This is a genomic window from Erythrobacter sp. (assembly GCF_038133525.1).
GTDB lineage: Bacteria > Pseudomonadota > Alphaproteobacteria > Sphingomonadales > Sphingomonadaceae > Qipengyuania.
Genome location: NZ_JAYPTL010000022.1, coordinates 24,248 through 40,941 on the forward strand (window position 1 = coordinate 24,248; position 16,694 = coordinate 40,941).

Here is a 16,694-nt window from a genome sequence, read left to right on the forward strand (position 1 = left end):
ATCCGGGGGCAAGCATGAAGACTTCACGACGTGGCTTTATGGGCGCGGCGGCCATTGCCGCGACTGCGGCAGGAACTGGCTTGCGTGCGCAGCCGAAGGAGTCCGGTCGGGTCGACGGGCCCTTCGTCCTGACGACCTGGGATTTCGGTCCGGGGGCGAACGAGACTGCCTGGCCGGTTCTTGCCGGGGGTGGATCCGCGCTCGACGCGGTCGAGCATTCGATCAATCATGTCGAACTGCTGCCCGACGAATACTGGGTCGGTTACGGTGGCGTTCCCAACGAGGTTGGCGAAACGACGCTCGATGCGACCATATTGTGGGGTCCGACGCATGACTGGGGCGGGGTCGGCTGCCTCAAGCGGGTCAAGCGCGCCATTTCGGTTGCACGCAAGGTCATGGAAGAAACCCAGCACACGCTGATCGTAGGGGATGACGCGACACGGTTCGCGGTGCGGATGGGGTTCGAGGAAACCTCGCTCACCAATCTGCGTTCGCAGGCGGCGTGGGAAAAGTGGGCGGCCAAGGGCGTAAAAACCGACGCCTTCGACCCCGAACCGATGGATGCGGATCGCCTTGCAGGGCACGATACGGTTGGTTCGATCGCGGTCGATGCGCACGGGAATCTGTGCGTCGGTTGTTCGACCAATGGCCGCGAGTTCAAGATTCCTGGCCGCGTCGGAGATTCTCCGGTCCCCGGTGCCGGTGCCTATGGCGACCAGTTCGTCGGAGGAGCCGTTGCAACCGGCAATGGCGATGTGATGATGCGCTTCCTCCCGACCTATCACACGGTCGAACTGATGCGGCAGGGCATGCCCCCGCAACTCGCCGCCGAAGCGGCGCTGAAGCGGATCACTGATCGCGGCTACAAGTTCAGCGGCGGGATCGCGGCTATCGGGATCGACGGTCGCTATGGCGGTGCGCAGGTTGGCTGGGACGATGGAGGGTTCAGCTTTTCGGTCCGCAATCGCGAAGGCAATCGCCGCGTTTGGGTTTCGCCCGAGCCTGTCAGTCAGCCCGGCTAACGGTTTGGCAGGCTTGGCCATGGTAATTGGCATCGTTCAGGTTCCGGAGTCCGCATGAAGCCGTCGCATTTCGCCATCGCCATGCTGCTTGCCTCGGCGGGCTGCTCGCAGCCTCCGCCGCGCGAGGATGTGCCCAAGGGTGTGGTCGACTTCGGCTGGCCGACCATCCCCGCCGATGCGAAATTTGGCGAAGTCAGCGCGGTCGATGTCGATCGCGAAGGCAATATCTTCGTTCTCCACCGCGCAGGGCGGGTCTGGGAAGAGCCGTTCCCGACCGAACCGATAGCGGACCCGACCGTGTTCGTATTCTCGCCCGATGGGGAGCTGATCGCCAAATGGGGTGCGGGCCTGTTCATCATGCCGCACGGCATTTCGATCGATGCCGAGGGCAAGGTTTGGATCACCGATGTCGCGCATGAGCAGGTGTTCCGCTTCAGCCACGATGGGCAGCAGGAACTCGTCATGGGCGAGCGTGGGGTGAGCAGGCAGGATGCAGGTCATTTCGGCCGCCCGGCGGACATCGCTTTCCTGGGTGACAAGGTGTTGGTGGCCGATGGCTATGTGAACACGCGTGTGGCGGAATTCGACCGTGACGGGCATTTCATCAAGGACTGGGGGGACTTCAAGGTCGCCCACGCCGTCACGGTGGATGACCAGCACATCTACGTAGCCGACCGCGAGCATGCGCGAATCCAGGTTTTTTCGCTCGAAGGCAAGCCGGTGGAGAGCCGCGTATCGCCGGCGGGCAATCACACCTACAGTCTCAAATCACTGGGCGACGGGCGCCTGCTGGCAGTGGAAGGCCGGGACGGTGCGGATCGCACGGGCGCGATCCTGCGCATCTATGGCGCCGACGGGCGTATCGAGCGATCTTTCGACGTCGGCCTGCCCGGCGAAGACGCGAGCCTTGGCCATGACCTCGCCATCGGTCCCGACGGAAAGGTCTACATGACCGACGTGACCGGGGGGCGGGTGGTCCGTTTCACTATTCCACCCAAGCGCTAGCGGGCTGTTGCGTCTTGCGTGGCGCTGCTACGCTCGCGTGCATGGCCACGCCTGCGAAACAATCCCGCAAGACCCAGCAACGCACGATCGAGACGCGTGCGGCGATCATGGAGGCGGGCGCTCAACTCTTCGCGACGCGCGGCTTTGCACAAACCGGGGTGCGCGACATCGCCGATGCGGCGGGCTGCAACCAGGCGCTGGTTTCCTATCATTTCGGCAGCAAGGGCGGGCTCTACGATGCTCTGCTCGCAGATGCGGTCGAACGGGCGAGGGCGATTGCTGCGAAGGGCTTCGACCATGCCCACCCGGTTCGTGCGCTGGTGCGCACCTTCGCCAGGGCCATCGGATCGACCCCGCATTTCGTGCCCATGCTGCTGCGCGAATACATGGAGCCCGAACGAATGCTCCATCCGCAGACCTCGCGCACTCTGCTGGGGATGATGGCAATGACCCGCGCGGTGATTGACGGGCTGCCCGAAACTTCGCCTGCACGGCAATGGGACCCGCAGGTGGTCCACCTCGCCATCGTCGGCCCGCTGATCCTGTTCCTCGTCGCCACCCCGGTGCGCGAGCGTGTGATGCGCGAGGTCGATGTGGGTGTCAGTACTCCGACCCTCGACGAATTCGCCGATGGCCTTGCCACGATCATGGAACATGCTTTGCGAGAAAATTAAGCGCTTGCTTAAAATAGCGCATTGTGTATTACCGCCCTATTACAGCAATAGGGATCAGCGATCATGCGTGCCAAAACTCTCCTCCTTGCGAGCCTTGCCATGCTCGCAGTACCCGCCAGCGCATATGCGCAGAACAACCAGAGGGATGCTGTGAACACCATCTCCGCAGATGAGGAAGCCCGGGCCGACGCTATCCTGCGCGAATTTGCGGCGGACTATCGCAATGACCCGATGGCGATCGACATGATCTTCGGGATCAAGTTGGGCGGTGCCTGGTGGACCGTCTCGGTCGAACGCAAGGAAACCCCGTCGCCGCGCGGGCGCCTGGTCGATCATGCCTTCGGCCCGCACTCGGTCACATTGACCCGCGGCATGCCGGTGACGCCGACCTGGTATTTCGAGATCGCGGATCTCGACGTGCTCGAGCTCATCGCCTCGGGCAAGGTCAATGCCGGGACTGCTTCCATGCAGAGCTTTGGCAGCGACAAGGTCGGTGTCGAAACGCGCGACATGCCGGGATTCAGTTCGACCTCGGGCGATGAGGCGGATCTCTACCTCGCGCTTTCGCACTTCTTCACCAAGGGCAAGCCCGAGGTAACCCGCTTCGGCCGCGACACCTCGCTCGAAACGCATGGTGCGCAAGCGACCGCGCTGCATACGATGAAGGGCTTCCGCATCCTCTATTTCAGCATTGGCCCGGAGGAAGTGGTCAACGACGACCCACGGCTCGAGTTCGGACAGATGCCCAACCTCTTCGTGGTCACTTCGGGAAGGGGCACGCTCTATTCCGATGACGGGCCGATCGCGCTGGAGAAGGGCATGAGTGTCTTCGTCGCACAATTCGTGAAGCACAGGCTCGCCAATACCGGGACCGAGCCGCTCGAAGGCGTGCTGGTGCTCTATGGCGACAATTCCGACTTCGGTTTCGGGACCTCCTATCCCAGCTATTTGCAGGACCTGAACCAGTTTCACCGGACTTACCCCTTTGCCAAGCCAAAGCCCAAGGAAGAGTAGCCCGGCGGTCTCGATTGACAAATTTATCAAACGACATAAATTCGAGCGCGAAAGGAGCCAAACATGGCGACCCACGCGCTCGAATCATTCGATGATACCCTTGTAGATTCGGAGGGCGCCGGACTGCCCGCCTCGGTCTTGGCCCAGCGCGAGGCGATCCCGGCGATCTACGGTTCGATCGACTTCGCACGAATGCCCGAGCGCTTTTCGACCGATCTTGCCGACAAGGTCGAAATGCCCGCGCGCTTCACTTCGCGGCGGGCAGAGCTTCTCGCCGATACCGAATGCCTGGAGCTCATTCGCGCATATACGATGACCGGCGACCGCACCGCCGATGCCTTTGCCGCGCTGATGCCCGATTACGGCTTTCGTCGCCTCGTCGACATGCTCGACCTGGCCTGCGAGCAGGGCATCGAAGCAGTCGCGGATGCTCCCGCTGAACTGCGCGCCTTCATCGCCGCGATGGAAGCCAAGCCCGACTGGCTCGACATGGAACTGGTTGAGCAAGGCGCGCGACAGGAACGCAACGCGCATGTCCACCTGACACCCTTCGTGCTGCGTGGGGCCTTCATCGCGACCTTCATGAACAAATACAGCGCGCTGCCCATGGCGCTCACCGGCACGCTCTCGAACAACACCGCCGCGCGCCGCGCCTATGAGACCGGCAGCTTCTTCACCTCCACCCTGATGCCCGGCGCGCTGCGGCGCGACGGTGCGGGCTTCAAGGCGGCTGCCAAGGTGCGTCTGATGCACTCGATGGTGCGCGCCAACATCATGCGCAGCGGTAAATGGGACGTCGGCACCTATGGCGTTCCGATCCCGCAGGTCGACCAGATGCCGGCAGGGCTCATCGGCACCTATCTGATGGCGCGCGAAGTGCTCGACAGCGGGCGCGAGACCTTCACGCCCGAGGAACGGGCCAAGGTGGAACTGGCCCGCTATCGCTGCTTCCTGCTTGGCCTGCCCGAAGACCTGCTGAGCGACACGCCGCGCGGGATCGAGAAGCTGTGGCTGACACGCCAGGCGACCTTGCGCGCCGAATTCGACCCCGAGACCTGCGGTGCCCTGTTGCGCGCCACCATGGTCGCCGAAATGACCCAGGGCGAGGGCCTGTTTGCTGGCGTCAAGCGTTGGATGGAAGGCGGGTTCTCCAAGCTCTTCTTCATCGAGCATTTCATGGGCGGCGACCGCAAGCTGGCCGCCAGCGTCGGTGTGACCATGAGCGCAGCGGACAAGGTCGCGGCGATCGCCGCGCTCGCCTTCGTCCATGGCCGAATCCGCTGGTTCAAGCTGCTGGCGGCGATCCCTGTGACACGCGAATGGGCCGACCGCAGGCTTGTCCGCAAACTCGCGGGGCTGCTCGAGACCTACGGCCACGCCGATTTCATCACTGACGCGAGCAAGTACAAGCCGTCGGTCTGACAGGTTCTGGCGAACCTATGGAGCTTGGTCGCGGCTTGGCCTATGGGCCGCGCATGGCACAGCCCGAACCTGCCGCACGCGGCACCTACGCCAAGAGCGCCGACACGCGCCGCGCGATCGTCGACGCGGCGATCGTCGCGTTTGGCGAAAGCGGGCTCGAAGGTGCCAGCACCCGCTCGATCGCCGCGGCGGCCGGGGTCAACCAGCCTGCTCTGAACTATCATTTCGGATCGAAGGACGGGCTCTATGTCGAATGTGCCCGGGCGATTGTCGAACGCTTCGCTGCCGGGACTGCCTCGGCCTCGGCGGCAGCGGTCGCCTTGCTGGCGAGTGGGGCACCCATCGATCCGGCGCGGGCCTTGGGTCGTCTGCACGAACTCATGGATGCTCTCGTCGAAACGCTGGTGTTGAACGAGGAAGCCGCTGTCTGGGCCGGTTTCGTTGCGCGCGAGATGAATGCGCCCGGCGCGGCCTTCGCGATCCTCTACGAAAACCTGTGGCAACCCGGGACCGAACTTGCGGCGCGGCTGATCGGCGCGGCACGCGGCCAAAAGGAACCGGGCGAAGATGCACGCCTTGAAGCCTTGATGCTGATTTCCAATCTAATCGCCTTCACCAACGGCCGGCGCGTGTCGAAGGCGATCATGGGCTGGTCCGACATCGGGCCCGAACAGGTGGTAGCGGTGCGCCGCTCCATCGCCCGCCAGATCGATGCGCTGGTTACCGCGAAGACCGGAGAGTAGGACAGACATGGAAACCAGAGCCGGCGATCCGGGCGCATTCGCCCATTTCGACCTTTCGCGGGTCAGTTCGCCTGCCTTCGTGGTCGACGCGGCGAAGCTGCGCGCAAACTGCCAGGTACTGGCCGATATTCGCGATGCTGCCGGGATCAAGGTGCTCGCTGCACTCAAGGCGTTCAGCATGTGGTCGACGGCGCCGATCATCGGCGAATATCTCGATGGCGTGTGCACCTCGGGCCTATGGGAAGCCCGGCTGGCCAGTGAGTTCTACGATGGCGAGATCGCGACCTATTCGGCCGCCTACAAGCCCGAGGAACTGGAGGAGGTCCTGCGTCTGTCGGACCACGTGATCTTCAATTCGCCCGGTCAGCTTGAACGGGCCTCGCTGATCCTGGACGCCGCTCGCGCTGCCGGGCACGACTTCGACGTGGGCCTGCGCATCAACCCGCTCAGTCCGCAGGGCGAGGTGCCGCGCTATGACCCCTCAAGCCCGGGCAGCCGTCTCGGCTTCCCGATCGACCAGCTGACGCCCGAGATCATGGAGCAGGTCGACGGCATCCATTTCCACAATCTCTGCGAGCAGGATTTCGAACCGCTCCACGCCACCTGGGATGTAGTGTTCGATGCGCTCGAACCGTATTTCGGCCAGCTCAAATGGATCAACATGGGCGGCGGCCACCACATTACCCGCGCCGACTACCAGCGCGAGGAATTGATCGAGTTCCTCAAGGACGCGAAAGAGGATACGGGCGCGGAAATCTACCTCGAACCGGGTGAAGCGGTGGCACTCGACGCGGGTATCCTCGTCGGTACCGTGCTCGACACCGGGTGGAACGGGATGCCGCTGGCGGTCGCCGACATCTCGGCCACCTGCCACATGCCCGATGTAATAGAAGCGCCCTATCGCCCCGCAATGCTTGGCGAGGCACAGGATGAGAATATCGAGCCGGTGCGGATCGGCGGCCCCTCGTGTCTCGCGGGCGATGTTATCGGTGACTATCGTTTTGCGGAAGGGCCGGAAGTCGGCACGCGCTTCGCCTTCCTCGACCAGGCGCATTACTCGATGGTCAAGACCAATACTTTCAACGGGGTCCAGCTACCCTCGATCTACCTGTGGGACAGCGAAACCGATCAGCTCGAGCTGGTCCGCGAGTTCGGCTACGAAACCTTTCGCGACCGGTTGAGCTAGCGCGCGGGTCGCTGCTGGCCACGCGCTCAGTACGGCGGTGTCACGCTGCAACACCGGACGCGAAAGCTTCCCGGCGGTGCTGTTCGCCGGGATGCTCGGTTTCAAGCCTGACGATTTCCATCGGCCCGGCGACGATGAATAGGGCACGTTCGACCAAGGCCCCAGATCAGCTTCTGATCAGGGCGTCGGGCTCGCCTCGGTAAGCTCGATCGGGGCCTCCTCGATTGGCATCTTCGTACTTGCCGCAGTGGCAACGGTGACATTGGCGCTGGCAAAGGCCGCGGGATCGTCACGCTTCTTGAGCTTGGTCCAGGTCCCGACCGGATAGCCGTATTCGGCCAGACAGTCGCCCATGGTGCGTTTGTACGCGCGTTCCTTGCCGCCACGGATGGCGCGAGATACCCCGAAGCCAGCCAAGACGCCGATTACCGGTACTGCGGCCAGGCTGGCCGATGCCGCTCCCGTGGCAACATTCACACCGCCAAGCCCTGTCGACACAATGGCCGCGCCTGCTCCGACCGTAGCCACGCCTGTCGTCGCGATGGTGGCTGCGGCGCCCTTGAAGTTTGACGAATGGCCTGCGCGGACAAGCTTCTCGCATGTGCGATAGTCGTTTTCGAACGCCATCCGATCGGCGACCGGCGCGCTGACATTGGCCGAGAAATTGCGCGGACGCGTGGAACAGCCGGCAGCCATGACCGACAGGGCCACGAGGCAGGCGGTGTATGGGCGATTTTGCATCGGACTTCTCCCTGTTGAAACCGCCGTTCTGGGCGGGTGAGGGTGATGTCCGCGATCGCCGTGCATTCGGTCAGATGCATCGGGCTGCGCAGCGCGATGCATCGAGTTGCAAATCCGGTGCACTGGAGTAACTCATGGGCATGGACACGGCACGCGACCTGCCGATCAAGCTCGACATGGTGCTCAAGGCAGCATCGCTGAGCCGCGTCGCGCTGGCGCAGGCGCTGGGAGTGGACAAATCGCTGGTTGGCCGCTGGCTGGCGGGTACGGTCCACCCAAGCGAGCACAACCTGTCGCGTCTCAGTCACTTAATGGAAGAACGGCTGCCCGGCTTTCGCCTGGCGGACTGGTATGTCCCGGCGGAGGAGCTGGCGCGCAAGTTTGAACTGGAGGCGCCGACCCAGCCCGACCTTTCGCCGGCAGAACCGATCCTGGGCGAGTTTCGCGAAGCTGCCGCGCAGGAAATCGATTCGCGCGGTACTGCCTATGAAGGCTTCTGGCGCACCGCGCGGCCGTCGCTGCTGATGCCGGGTGAACTGTTTCACGATTACGGGATGATCCGCCGTACTCCGGCGGGCCTGATCGAGGTGCGCATGTCGGGCTCTGGCCTCGATTTCGCGGGCCACCTGTTTCCCTTCGCGGGCAATATCGTGGTCTACCTGTTCGATCGCATCGGCCGATCGCCGGTCACGGTGCTGTGCAAGGGCGTGACGCTGCCGCGGGCGATGGTGCTCGACGGGATCATCATGCTCGCAGCGCTCGATCCGGCGCGGACACCCGCTGCCTTTCCCCTTCTGGTTGAACGGGTTGGTGATCTTAGCGGCGATGCCGCGCGCGACGATGCCACCTATGCCGAGCTGGCAGACTTGCAGCCGCAACCGCTCGATCCGGTGGGTGACGAAGCGATCAAGGCGCGAATCTATCGCGATTCGGGGCCGACGCATGCAGCGCAGGGTGGTGACGCCTTCCTCAGCGTGGGCGCGCAGGCCTCGCTCTCGCGCGGGACCACCGGCCGGGGGCTGCGCGGCTAGGCCGCAAACCACCGCGGAAACAGCCCGCCGCACCCCGCGCCGGGCTTGCGAATTTTCGGCGCATATTCACTTGCGTTTCATGATGCAGGTTTTATACGCCGCGCTCCCGCTGCCCCAAGGGGACTTCCTAACCGCAAGGCAGCTTGTCGTTTCATGGTCCGCAAGGACTGTTTAGGGGGTCCCTTGAGTTGCACGAATTTCCTGACGCACGGTCTGTAGTTCGCGCCCTTCGGCCGGACGAACCGATCATCCTCAATCGCCCGCATGCCGCCGCGCGTGCCGCTCGATTCTTCGTTGAGAAGTTTCCGGGCAAGTCGCTATATGCGGTGAAGGCTAATCCCTCGCCGGATCTGGTGCAGATCCTGTGGGACAACGGGATCACGCATTACGATGTGGCCTCGATCGCCGAGGTGCGCATGGTGCGCGGCGTACTGCCCGATGCGGTGCTGTGCTTCATGCACCCGGTGAAGGCGCCCAGCGCGATCCGCGAGGCTTACCACCAGCATGGCGTGCGCACCTTCAGCCTCGATTCGGTCGAAGAACTGGCGAAGATCGTCGATGCCACGCGCGGCGAAGATGGCAAGCCGGCGAAGGATCTGCGGCTGTGCGTGCGCCTGCGCGTCAGCAGCGAATATTCCGAGCTTTCGCTCGCCAGCAAGTTCGGCTGCGATCTGACCGAGGCGCCGCAGCTGCTGCAGCAGACCCGCCAGCATGCCGACTGGCTTGGCGTGTGTTTCCACGTGGGTAGCCAGGCGATGACCCCCTTCGCCTATGTCCAGGCGCTGGAGCGCGTGCGCGCCGCGATTGCCGAGGCATCGGTGGTGATCGATATGATCGACGTCGGCGGCGGTTTCCCCAGTGTCTATCCGGGCATGGAGCCTCCGCCACTGGAGGACTACTTCACCATCATCCACCGCCAGTTCGAAGCCCTACCGATCGCCTATAACGCGGAACTGTGGTGCGAACCGGGCCGCGCACTGTGCGCCGAATACTCGTCGCTGATCGTCAAGGTCGAGAAGCGTCGGGGCGAAGAGCTCTACATCAACGACGGCGCCTATGGCGCGCTGTTCGATGCAGCGCATGTGGACTGGAAGTTCCCGGTCCGCGCGCTCGAGGACGACCTGATCAAGCCGGAGATGGATTTCTCCTTCTACGGCCCGACCTGCGACGATGCCGACTACATGCAGGGCCCCTTCGTCCTGCCCGAGGACATCCAGGCTGGCGATTATATCGAGATCGGCATGCTCGGCGCCTATGGCGCGGCGATGAAGACCGATTTCAACGGCTTCGGCGCCGCCGAGCGGATCGTGGTCGAAGACGAGCCGATGGCGAGCCTCTACGACGGCAGCCGCACGCGTCCCGAGGCGGACAATGTGGTGAGCCTGCGTTAATCCCTCCGGGCCCACCGAAAGGTCGGGCCCGGTCTGGACGCTTCAGACCTCCATGTAGCAGAGCGCTACATAGCCCTTGCCGTGGGCGGTATTGATCCGGCCGAATTCGATGCCGAAGGAATTGTCGTCTTCGGAGGTGATACCGTCGAATTCACGTATGGGTTGCAGGACGGTGAAACCGCGCGATTGCGCGAGGGCCTCGACACCCACTTCGGTCGCGGCGCAAATGACCATGTATGTGCGTGACATGGGCTAACCTCCTATCGCTAGGATACGACGTGTCGCAGTGTTGAGCTTGACGAAGCATGCCCGCATTTCCTGCGCGTCGGCTGCAGCGGCGAAACATGATTTCAGCGCGGCTTCGGGCCGCGACAGCTTGCTGGCAATCCGGTTGATGAGCGCAACCCGTGTCGCGTCCCTGCTGAAATTCACCTGTTCGCGCGCCCAGAAGACGTCGAACAGGGCATTGGCGACCTCGATTTCATTCGAGGTGATCCCGCCATCGGCATCCCTGCTGTAAACAATGGGGACGCCGAGCTTTTTTCTCAGGAGATTTGTTTCGAGCTCAAGCTGCTGCTCTTTCTGTTCCACGTAGGAGATCGCGAACTCGACGCATCTATCCAGGACCTTGCCTTGCGCTGGCGTGATGTCGGTTACAACGGACAGGGTCCTGATCTGCCGTTGGCAGAAGAGGAGCGTTTCGGTGCCATCGCTGAAGTTCTGCCCGACGATGGCCTGTACCGCAGCGGCTACATCCTTCACCGCATCGGCATGGGCCCTGTCGAGCCCGCCATCGCCGTCCCCCAGTACCGAGGTGTTTACTGCGACGCCGCCAGATCGCGCCAGCGAACCGAGCTCCTGATAAGCCGCTGACTTGCCAGCCAGCTGCCCCTTTGCCTCGTCACGCGCCTTGCGCTTTTCCTGGCACGGTTCGACCTTGGCCTTCTGTTCGGCGGTCAAGTCGTCCTCTTCCTTGCCGTCGATCGCATCGCAGACGCCGTCTTCGCCATTTTCTTCCGCATAGGCTTCAAGCGCGGAGGCATACTTGCCTTCGGCGGTTTCCTTGGCCTTGCGTGCCTCGTCGAGCCGGATGATCGCGTCGCCCGATGCGCCCGCGGAGCCGCCGCCCGATGCTGCAATGATCACAGGCTTGGGCGTGACCGCCCCGGTCAGCTGTTCGATCGCGAGGATCGAAACCATGATCCTCTGGTCGCGCGCAGCCTGAACCGACAGTTCGGTCTCGTCATAGCCGCCGCTGAGATAGCGCTCGCAGGTGCGGAACATCATTTCACGCAGCATATTGGCGGTCTGGGTGCGCGGAATGGTCGCACCCTGTTCCGCCGAACTGAAAGCAGCGTTCAGAGCGATTTCCAGGCTGGCAGGGTCTGCCGTCTTGCCGAAACGTCCCCCTGCGCTGAGCGCCTGTGCGATTACGCTGAAGACATCGGGGCTGGGTTCCGAACAGAACCGCCGGACGCTGGAGGGGTCTGGGTTTCCCTGCGCGTCGAGCAGGGCATGTGCGGACAGCACCATTCTCTGCTTGGCATCGACAACAAGTGCACTTGGTCCCGCGGGAATGCGCGTATTGCGGAAGGCGGTATTGTGATTTGCGGAGCAACCGGAAACCACCACCGCCAAGGCGATCAAGACGAGTGTCCAGATATTCTTAATCATGGCGCTCCCCCCACCAAAGAGTGCCGCAAGTTCATCTTGCCTTGATTTTCTAGCGCTGTGGCTCTGCGAGATATTGTAAGTAACGGCCATGCCCGCCTGGTTCGTGGATTCATTCCGGAAGGGCGAGATCGCATTGGCCTGTTGCTGGAATTGTCCTTGCGTATTGACCGCCCTCTGGGGATGGTGCCCGAAAGACAGTCTGGGGAGAGGTCCCACAAATGATAGAGTTCTTTACCGCGCCAGCGCCCAATGGGTGGAAGGTCGCGATCATGCTTGAGGAGTGCGGGCTGCCTTACGAACCGCGTTGGGTGAACCTTGCGGCGGGCGATCAGCACAGCGAGGAATATCTCGCGATCAACCCCAATGGGCGCATTCCGGCAATAATCGACCATGCGCCTGCAGATGGCGGCGAAGCGGTGACTGTCTTCGAATCCGGTGCGATTCTCCTCTATCTGGCGGAAAAATCGGGGCGGTTCCTGCCGACCGACCTGCGCGGAATTTCACGCGTGCGGGAGTGGTTGTTCTGGCAGGTGGGCCACCTGGGTCCGACGCTGGGCCAGCATGGCCATTTCCATCTCTATGCCGAGGAAAAACTGCCCTACGCGATCGAGCGTTTCCACCGCGAGGCACTGCGCGTTTACGGCGTGATGGACCGCCAGCTGGGGCAGGAGGAGTATATTGCCGGGCCTGACTATAGCGTGGCCGACATGGCCTGTTTCCCCTGGGTGCGCACGTGGAAGGCACAGGGCATCCCACTGGAACAGTTCCCGCATGTGCGGCGCTGGTACGATGTGTTGAAACTGCGCGAGGGCTTGCGCCGCGGCGTGGCGCTGGGGAGCGACATGCGGCGGCAGGGGGAGATGAGTGAGGAGGAGCGCAAGAACCTCTTCGGAACGGGGAAGGCGAAACTGCTATGACGGTGCCGATCGAGTTCTTCTTCGACCTGTCGAGCCCATGGACGCGGCTGGCCTTCGCCAATATCCGCCCGACGCTCGCTGGCCTTGACCATGCGATCACCTGGCGGCCGTTCCTGGTCGGCGGGGTATTCAACGCCGTGAACCCTGCAGTTTACGAAAGCCGCAAGCCTGAAAATGCGGCGCGGCTTGCGCGCAGCTTCGGCTGGCTCAAGCAATGGGCGCAGCTGGCGGGGGTAGGGATGAAGTTCCCTTCCGAATATCATCCGCTGAAATCGGTCCACGCCATGCGCTTCTGCTGCGCGCTGGAAGACGACCAGGAAGCCCTCGAACGCTTCGCCCATGCGGCGTTCGAAGCCTATTTCACCGACGCCCGCAATCTCGACGATCCCGCCGTGCTGGTGGCAGTGGCGGATGAGGCGGGCTTTGACGGCACCACTCTTGGTGATCGCGCATCGAGCCAGCCGATCAAGGACCGGCTGCGCGCCAATACCGAGGAAGCGATCGCGCGCGGTGCGTTCGGTTCGCCGACGATCTTCGTTGGCGGTGAACACATGTATTTCGGCAACGACCAGCTGCCGCTGGTGCGTCAGCAAGTCGCCATGCTGGCCGGGGGATAAGGGTCAGTCGGGGAAGCCGACGAAGCGCGCCGCTTCCTCCACGCTCTTGCGCGTGCTGACCACGGCGTTGGCGGGGAATGTCTCGTCGGGCCAACCCAGGGCGACCGCCTTCATGATCACCTGGTCGTCCGGGATTCCGGCATGTTCGCGCACCACAGGACTTTGCATAATGCCCTGTGAATTGATCACGCAGCCGAGCCCGCGGCTCCATGCCGCGTTGACCAGCGCGGTCGTCACCGCCCCGCAGTCGAACTTGCTGTCGTCTCCGTCGTCAAGGATGCGGTCGTAGGTGATGATCACGCAGACCGGAGCGTCGAACTGGCGGAAGCCGCGGAGCACCCAGTCCTGCCGCCGTTCCTTGTCGTCGCGTTCGATGCCCATGGCACCGAACAGCTGTTTGGCGACATGGATCTGCCGCTCGCGATGGACGCCTTCGAAGGCGCTGCCACGGCGGAATTCGCGGCTGTCGGGCACGCCTGCGAGGATATTCTCGGTATTTCCCTTGCGGATCCGGTCGAGCGGTTCGCCGGTGATGACGTGGAAGTTCCACGGCTGGGTGTTCATCGAGGAGGGCGCGCGCATTGCGATCTCCAGGATTTCCTCGATCAACGCGCGCGGCACCGGCTTGTCGAGATAGCCTCGGATCGAACGTCGTCCGTTGACCACATCTGCAAAGCTCATTTCCGGATTACCGCTCATGCACACACTCTCCCGCGCTGATGGCCGGTGCTTAGCGCGGTGCTGCGCAGCCGCAAAATCCGCTACGTCACGCGCGTCTCAGGGCGTGAAATAGGGCCGATCTCCGGCGATGGTGACTCGCTCCATCACCCGTCGTGCGGGGAAATAGTCCGAAACTGCGAGATGCTGGCACACGCGATTGTCCCAGAAGGCGATCGAATTCTCTCGCCAGCGGAAGCGGCATTGGATCTCGACGTCCATCGCCGTGGCATAGAGGTGTTCGAGCAGCCAGCGGCTCTCCTTATCGCTCAGTCCCTCGATATGGCTGGTGAAGCCGGTGTTGACGTAGATCGCGCGCTCGCCCGTCTCCGGGTGCGTGCGGATCACCGGGTGGCGCATCGGCGGGTATTTCTCGTGCAGCTCCTCCGGCGCCTTTCCAAGGCGGCGGGCGAAGACGCGGGCGATGTCGTGCACAGCGGTCAGGCCCTCGCAGAAGCGCTGCATCTGTTCGGACAGGCGCTCGTAGGCAAGGTGCATGTTGGCGAACAGCGTGTCGCCGCCCACCGGCGGGACCTCGCGGGCATAGAGGATCGAGCCGAGCGAGGGGCATTCACGCCAGGTGACGTCCGAATGCCAGTTATTCTCCTGCCCGCGGCTATCGGGCCCATGCGCGATCCGCAGCACTTCGGGATTAGGCTGGTCCTTGGGTGTCGCCGGATGGATCTCGAGCTCGCCGAAATGCCGTGCAAAGGCGATGTGCTGGTCCTGTGTCAGCTGCTGGTCACGGAAGAAGATCACGCCATACTTGAGCAGTGCAGCACGAATCTCGGGCACGCGGTCGGCAATGTCGGGCCCGCCAAGATCGATGTTGAGGATCTCCGCACCGATCGCTGGGGTCAGCGGGTGGATATCGAGCGCGCCCGTGTCGAGCCGGTTCTTGTCGAGTTGCGTGGCCATTTCTCTCTCCCTTGCCGCAAGGCTAACACGCAAGGGGAAGGGCGGCCAGACCCTCAGTAGAGGGCGCGCGGCAGGCAGCTTCCGGCTGTGGGAGCCGGGAAAAGACGACAGTCGAAATAGGCGACTTCGCCGTTGCCCGAGCGAGCGGGGAGGAAGCTGAAGCGTAGTTTCGCGCGGGCCGTCGATGACAGTGGCAGCTTGGCCGGGATCGCGGAGGGATCGTCCCACCCATAGACCTGACAATAGCGGTCGCCCGGGCACAGGGCGCGGGCCTTTTCGACCAATGTGTCGGGGGAGTCGCCCGAGCCGACGAGCACGAAGTGGACGCCCGGAGCGGGGGAACCCGGCGACGCGGGCTGGGGCGCTGGCAGTGCGGAATCGCGCGGCGTGTCCGAGGCAGTGATGCTGCGTACCGCGGTGCCCGCATCGACGAGTCGGGGGAGCAGGTCTTCAGGCCGCTCGGTCTGTTGTGCCAGCGTGCGCAGGGCCAGCGGATCGGGCTCTCCACCCGAATAGCGCGCGGTAAGCGCATGGCTGCTGCCCCATGTGCCCTTCCAGCGGAAGAACAGGTGCGGTCCAACCGCCGCGATCTTGTCGAGCTCGCCGCTCCAGGCCGGATAGACATAGTCTGCATGGTAGTGCGTCGCACTGCCCACCTTGCCGTCGACATAACCGCCCAGTGCCTCTTCCGCCCGCGCGCGTGCCGAGCGCCACAGGCTTTCGGGATAGCTGCGCGCGAGCGAGCCGTCGCAGGTAAAGGTGAACTGGCATCCGGTGGGACGCTGCGACCCTTCGAAGACCACACCGCACACCGTCCCGGAGAAAGCCGGATGGCGTACCCGATTGAGCACCACCTGCATCACCGCGCGTTGATCGGCATCGCCTGCGCCCGCTTCGGCCAGTGCCGCCAGCGCCAGGCAATCGCGCGCCCGATCGCGGTCAATGCCATTGCCGCGGAAGTGGAACGGGGGCGCCGGATCGGACGCGGCATCGACAAAGCCTACTGCGGCGTTGCGCAGGCGCGCCTCTTCGGGATCGAGCGTGGAGAACAGGATATCCGCGTCCTCGCCGCTCGCCGGAAGGGCCTCAAGCGGAGCCTGTAACGGTAGCGCCGCAATTGCATTGGGTGAGGGAGTCTGGCGCCCGAACGCCGCCAAGGCCGTGAAGCTCAGGACGAGCAGGAACAATACCCCGAACAGGGGGGCATTCTCGCGGAACCGGCTTGAGGCAAGGGCCTGCATCGCCGCTATCTAGGAAGCCCCTGCCCTGAGAAACAGGGGTCGGCCGATTAGGCCGCCTTCCTGAGCTCCAGCTCGAGCCGGCCCCAGATCTCGACCAGCGCGTCGACGAGGCCGTCCATCAGTGCCTCGGTATGCGCCGGGCCGGGGGTAAAGCGCAGGCGCTCGGTCCCGCGCGGCACGGTCGGGAAATTGATCGGCTGCACATAGACACCGTATTCGGCGAGCAGGATGTCGCTGATTTTCTTCGCGCGCACCGGATCGCCGACCATCAGCGGGACGATATGGGTGACGCTGTCCATCACCGGCAGGCCGGCTTCGGCGAATTTGAGCTTGAGCATGGCCGCGGCCTGCTGCTGCGCGTTGCGTTCGACGTTCGAGTTC

18 protein-coding genes are annotated in these 16,694 nt (G+C 63.5%); 11 read left to right on the forward strand and 7 right to left on the reverse strand.

Annotated features, from left to right (window positions below):
* Window positions 1–14 precede the first annotated feature (14 nt).
* The 7 genes from AAFM29_RS07610 to AAFM29_RS07640 all read left to right on the forward strand — a co-directional run bounded on the left by AAFM29_RS07610 (window position 15) and on the right by AAFM29_RS07640 (window position 7,066).
* A complete protein-coding gene (locus AAFM29_RS07610) occupies window positions 15–1,022 on the forward strand; it encodes a N(4)-(beta-N-acetylglucosaminyl)-L-asparaginase (protein WP_341712204.1) in 1,008 nt (335 codons plus the stop codon).
* A gap of 54 nt (window positions 1,023–1,076) precedes the next feature.
* Window positions 1,077–2,027, forward strand: coding sequence for a peptidyl-alpha-hydroxyglycine alpha-amidating lyase family protein (locus tag AAFM29_RS07615; protein WP_341712205.1), 951 nt, complete (start codon window positions 1,077–1,079; stop codon window positions 2,025–2,027).
* Between the two features lie 41 nt (window positions 2,028–2,068).
* Window positions 2,069–2,701, forward strand: a complete 633-nt coding sequence (locus tag AAFM29_RS07620) for a TetR family transcriptional regulator (protein ID WP_341712206.1) — start codon at window positions 2,069–2,071, stop codon at window positions 2,699–2,701.
* Window positions 2,702–2,764: 63 nt separating this feature from the next.
* Window positions 2,765–3,715 (forward strand): cupin domain-containing protein, encoded by a 951-nt coding sequence (locus tag AAFM29_RS07625; RefSeq protein ID WP_341712207.1) that lies wholly within the window; start codon window positions 2,765–2,767, stop codon window positions 3,713–3,715.
* Between the two features lie 63 nt (window positions 3,716–3,778).
* Window positions 3,779–5,137, forward strand: coding sequence for an oxygenase MpaB family protein (locus tag AAFM29_RS07630; RefSeq protein ID WP_341712208.1), 1,359 nt, complete (start codon window positions 3,779–3,781; stop codon window positions 5,135–5,137).
* 53 nt (window positions 5,138–5,190) lie between these two features.
* On the forward strand, window positions 5,191–5,880 hold the full coding sequence (locus AAFM29_RS07635; RefSeq protein WP_341712209.1) for a CerR family C-terminal domain-containing protein: 690 nt from the start codon (window positions 5,191–5,193) through the stop codon (window positions 5,878–5,880).
* Window positions 5,881–5,887: 7 nt separating this feature from the next.
* Window positions 5,888–7,066, forward strand: a complete 1,179-nt coding sequence (locus AAFM29_RS07640) for a carboxynorspermidine decarboxylase (protein ID WP_341712210.1) — start codon at window positions 5,888–5,890, stop codon at window positions 7,064–7,066.
* A gap of 177 nt (window positions 7,067–7,243) precedes the next feature.
* On the opposite strand, the gene AAFM29_RS07645 is transcribed toward AAFM29_RS07640, so the two are convergent.
* Complete coding sequence (locus tag AAFM29_RS07645; RefSeq protein ID WP_341712211.1) at window positions 7,244–7,807, reverse strand: hypothetical protein; 564 nt, start codon at window positions 7,805–7,807, stop codon at window positions 7,244–7,246.
* Between the two features lie 140 nt (window positions 7,808–7,947).
* Here AAFM29_RS07645 and AAFM29_RS07650 point away from each other — a divergent pair, with 140 nt between their 5' ends.
* Both AAFM29_RS07650 and AAFM29_RS07655 read left to right on the forward strand, forming a co-directional pair.
* Window positions 7,948–8,838, forward strand: coding sequence for a helix-turn-helix transcriptional regulator (locus AAFM29_RS07650; protein ID WP_341712212.1), 891 nt, complete (start codon window positions 7,948–7,950; stop codon window positions 8,836–8,838).
* A 188-nt stretch (window positions 8,839–9,026) separates the two neighbouring features.
* Complete coding sequence (locus tag AAFM29_RS07655) at window positions 9,027–10,229, forward strand: type III PLP-dependent enzyme (RefSeq protein ID WP_341712213.1); 1,203 nt, start codon at window positions 9,027–9,029, stop codon at window positions 10,227–10,229.
* 42 nt (window positions 10,230–10,271) lie between these two features.
* Here the strand turns inward: AAFM29_RS07655 and AAFM29_RS07660 are convergent, their stop codons facing one another.
* A complete protein-coding gene (locus AAFM29_RS07660) occupies window positions 10,272–10,478 on the reverse strand; it encodes a hypothetical protein (RefSeq protein ID WP_341712214.1) in 207 nt (68 codons plus the stop codon).
* A 3-nt stretch (window positions 10,479–10,481) separates the two neighbouring features.
* Complete coding sequence (locus AAFM29_RS07665; protein WP_341712215.1) at window positions 10,482–11,903, reverse strand: hypothetical protein; 1,422 nt, start codon at window positions 11,901–11,903, stop codon at window positions 10,482–10,484.
* 218 nt (window positions 11,904–12,121) lie between these two features.
* Between AAFM29_RS07665 and AAFM29_RS07670 the strand changes: the two genes are divergently transcribed.
* Both AAFM29_RS07670 and AAFM29_RS07675 read left to right on the forward strand, forming a co-directional pair.
* Complete coding sequence (locus tag AAFM29_RS07670; RefSeq protein ID WP_341712216.1) at window positions 12,122–12,820, forward strand: glutathione S-transferase N-terminal domain-containing protein; 699 nt, start codon at window positions 12,122–12,124, stop codon at window positions 12,818–12,820.
* The gene (locus tag AAFM29_RS07675; protein ID WP_341712217.1) at window positions 12,817–13,437 is read left to right on the forward strand and encodes a 2-hydroxychromene-2-carboxylate isomerase; all 621 of its coding nucleotides are present in this window, start codon (window positions 12,817–12,819) and stop codon (window positions 13,435–13,437) included. Before AAFM29_RS07670 ends, AAFM29_RS07675 begins: the two co-directional genes overlap by 4 nt.
* A 3-nt stretch (window positions 13,438–13,440) precedes the next feature.
* Here the strand turns inward: AAFM29_RS07675 and AAFM29_RS07680 are convergent, their stop codons facing one another.
* The 4 genes from AAFM29_RS07680 to AAFM29_RS07695 form a co-directional block, all read right to left on the reverse strand.
* Entirely contained in the window at window positions 13,441–14,136 is a 696-nt protein-coding gene (locus tag AAFM29_RS07680; RefSeq protein WP_341712218.1) for a nitroreductase, read from the reverse strand.
* A gap of 78 nt (window positions 14,137–14,214) precedes the next feature.
* Entirely contained in the window at window positions 14,215–15,072 is an 858-nt protein-coding gene (locus AAFM29_RS07685) for a TauD/TfdA family dioxygenase (RefSeq protein WP_341712219.1), read from the reverse strand.
* A 53-nt stretch (window positions 15,073–15,125) separates the two neighbouring features.
* Window positions 15,126–16,313 carry a cell wall hydrolase gene (locus AAFM29_RS07690; protein ID WP_341712220.1) on the reverse strand — a complete coding sequence of 396 codons (1,188 nt, stop codon included), beginning with the start codon at window positions 16,311–16,313 and terminating at the stop codon, window positions 15,126–15,128.
* A 47-nt stretch (window positions 16,314–16,360) separates the two neighbouring features.
* On the reverse strand, window positions 16,361–16,694 hold a 334-nt coding region (locus AAFM29_RS07695), incomplete at its 5' end, for an aminotransferase class I/II-fold pyridoxal phosphate-dependent enzyme (protein ID WP_341712221.1).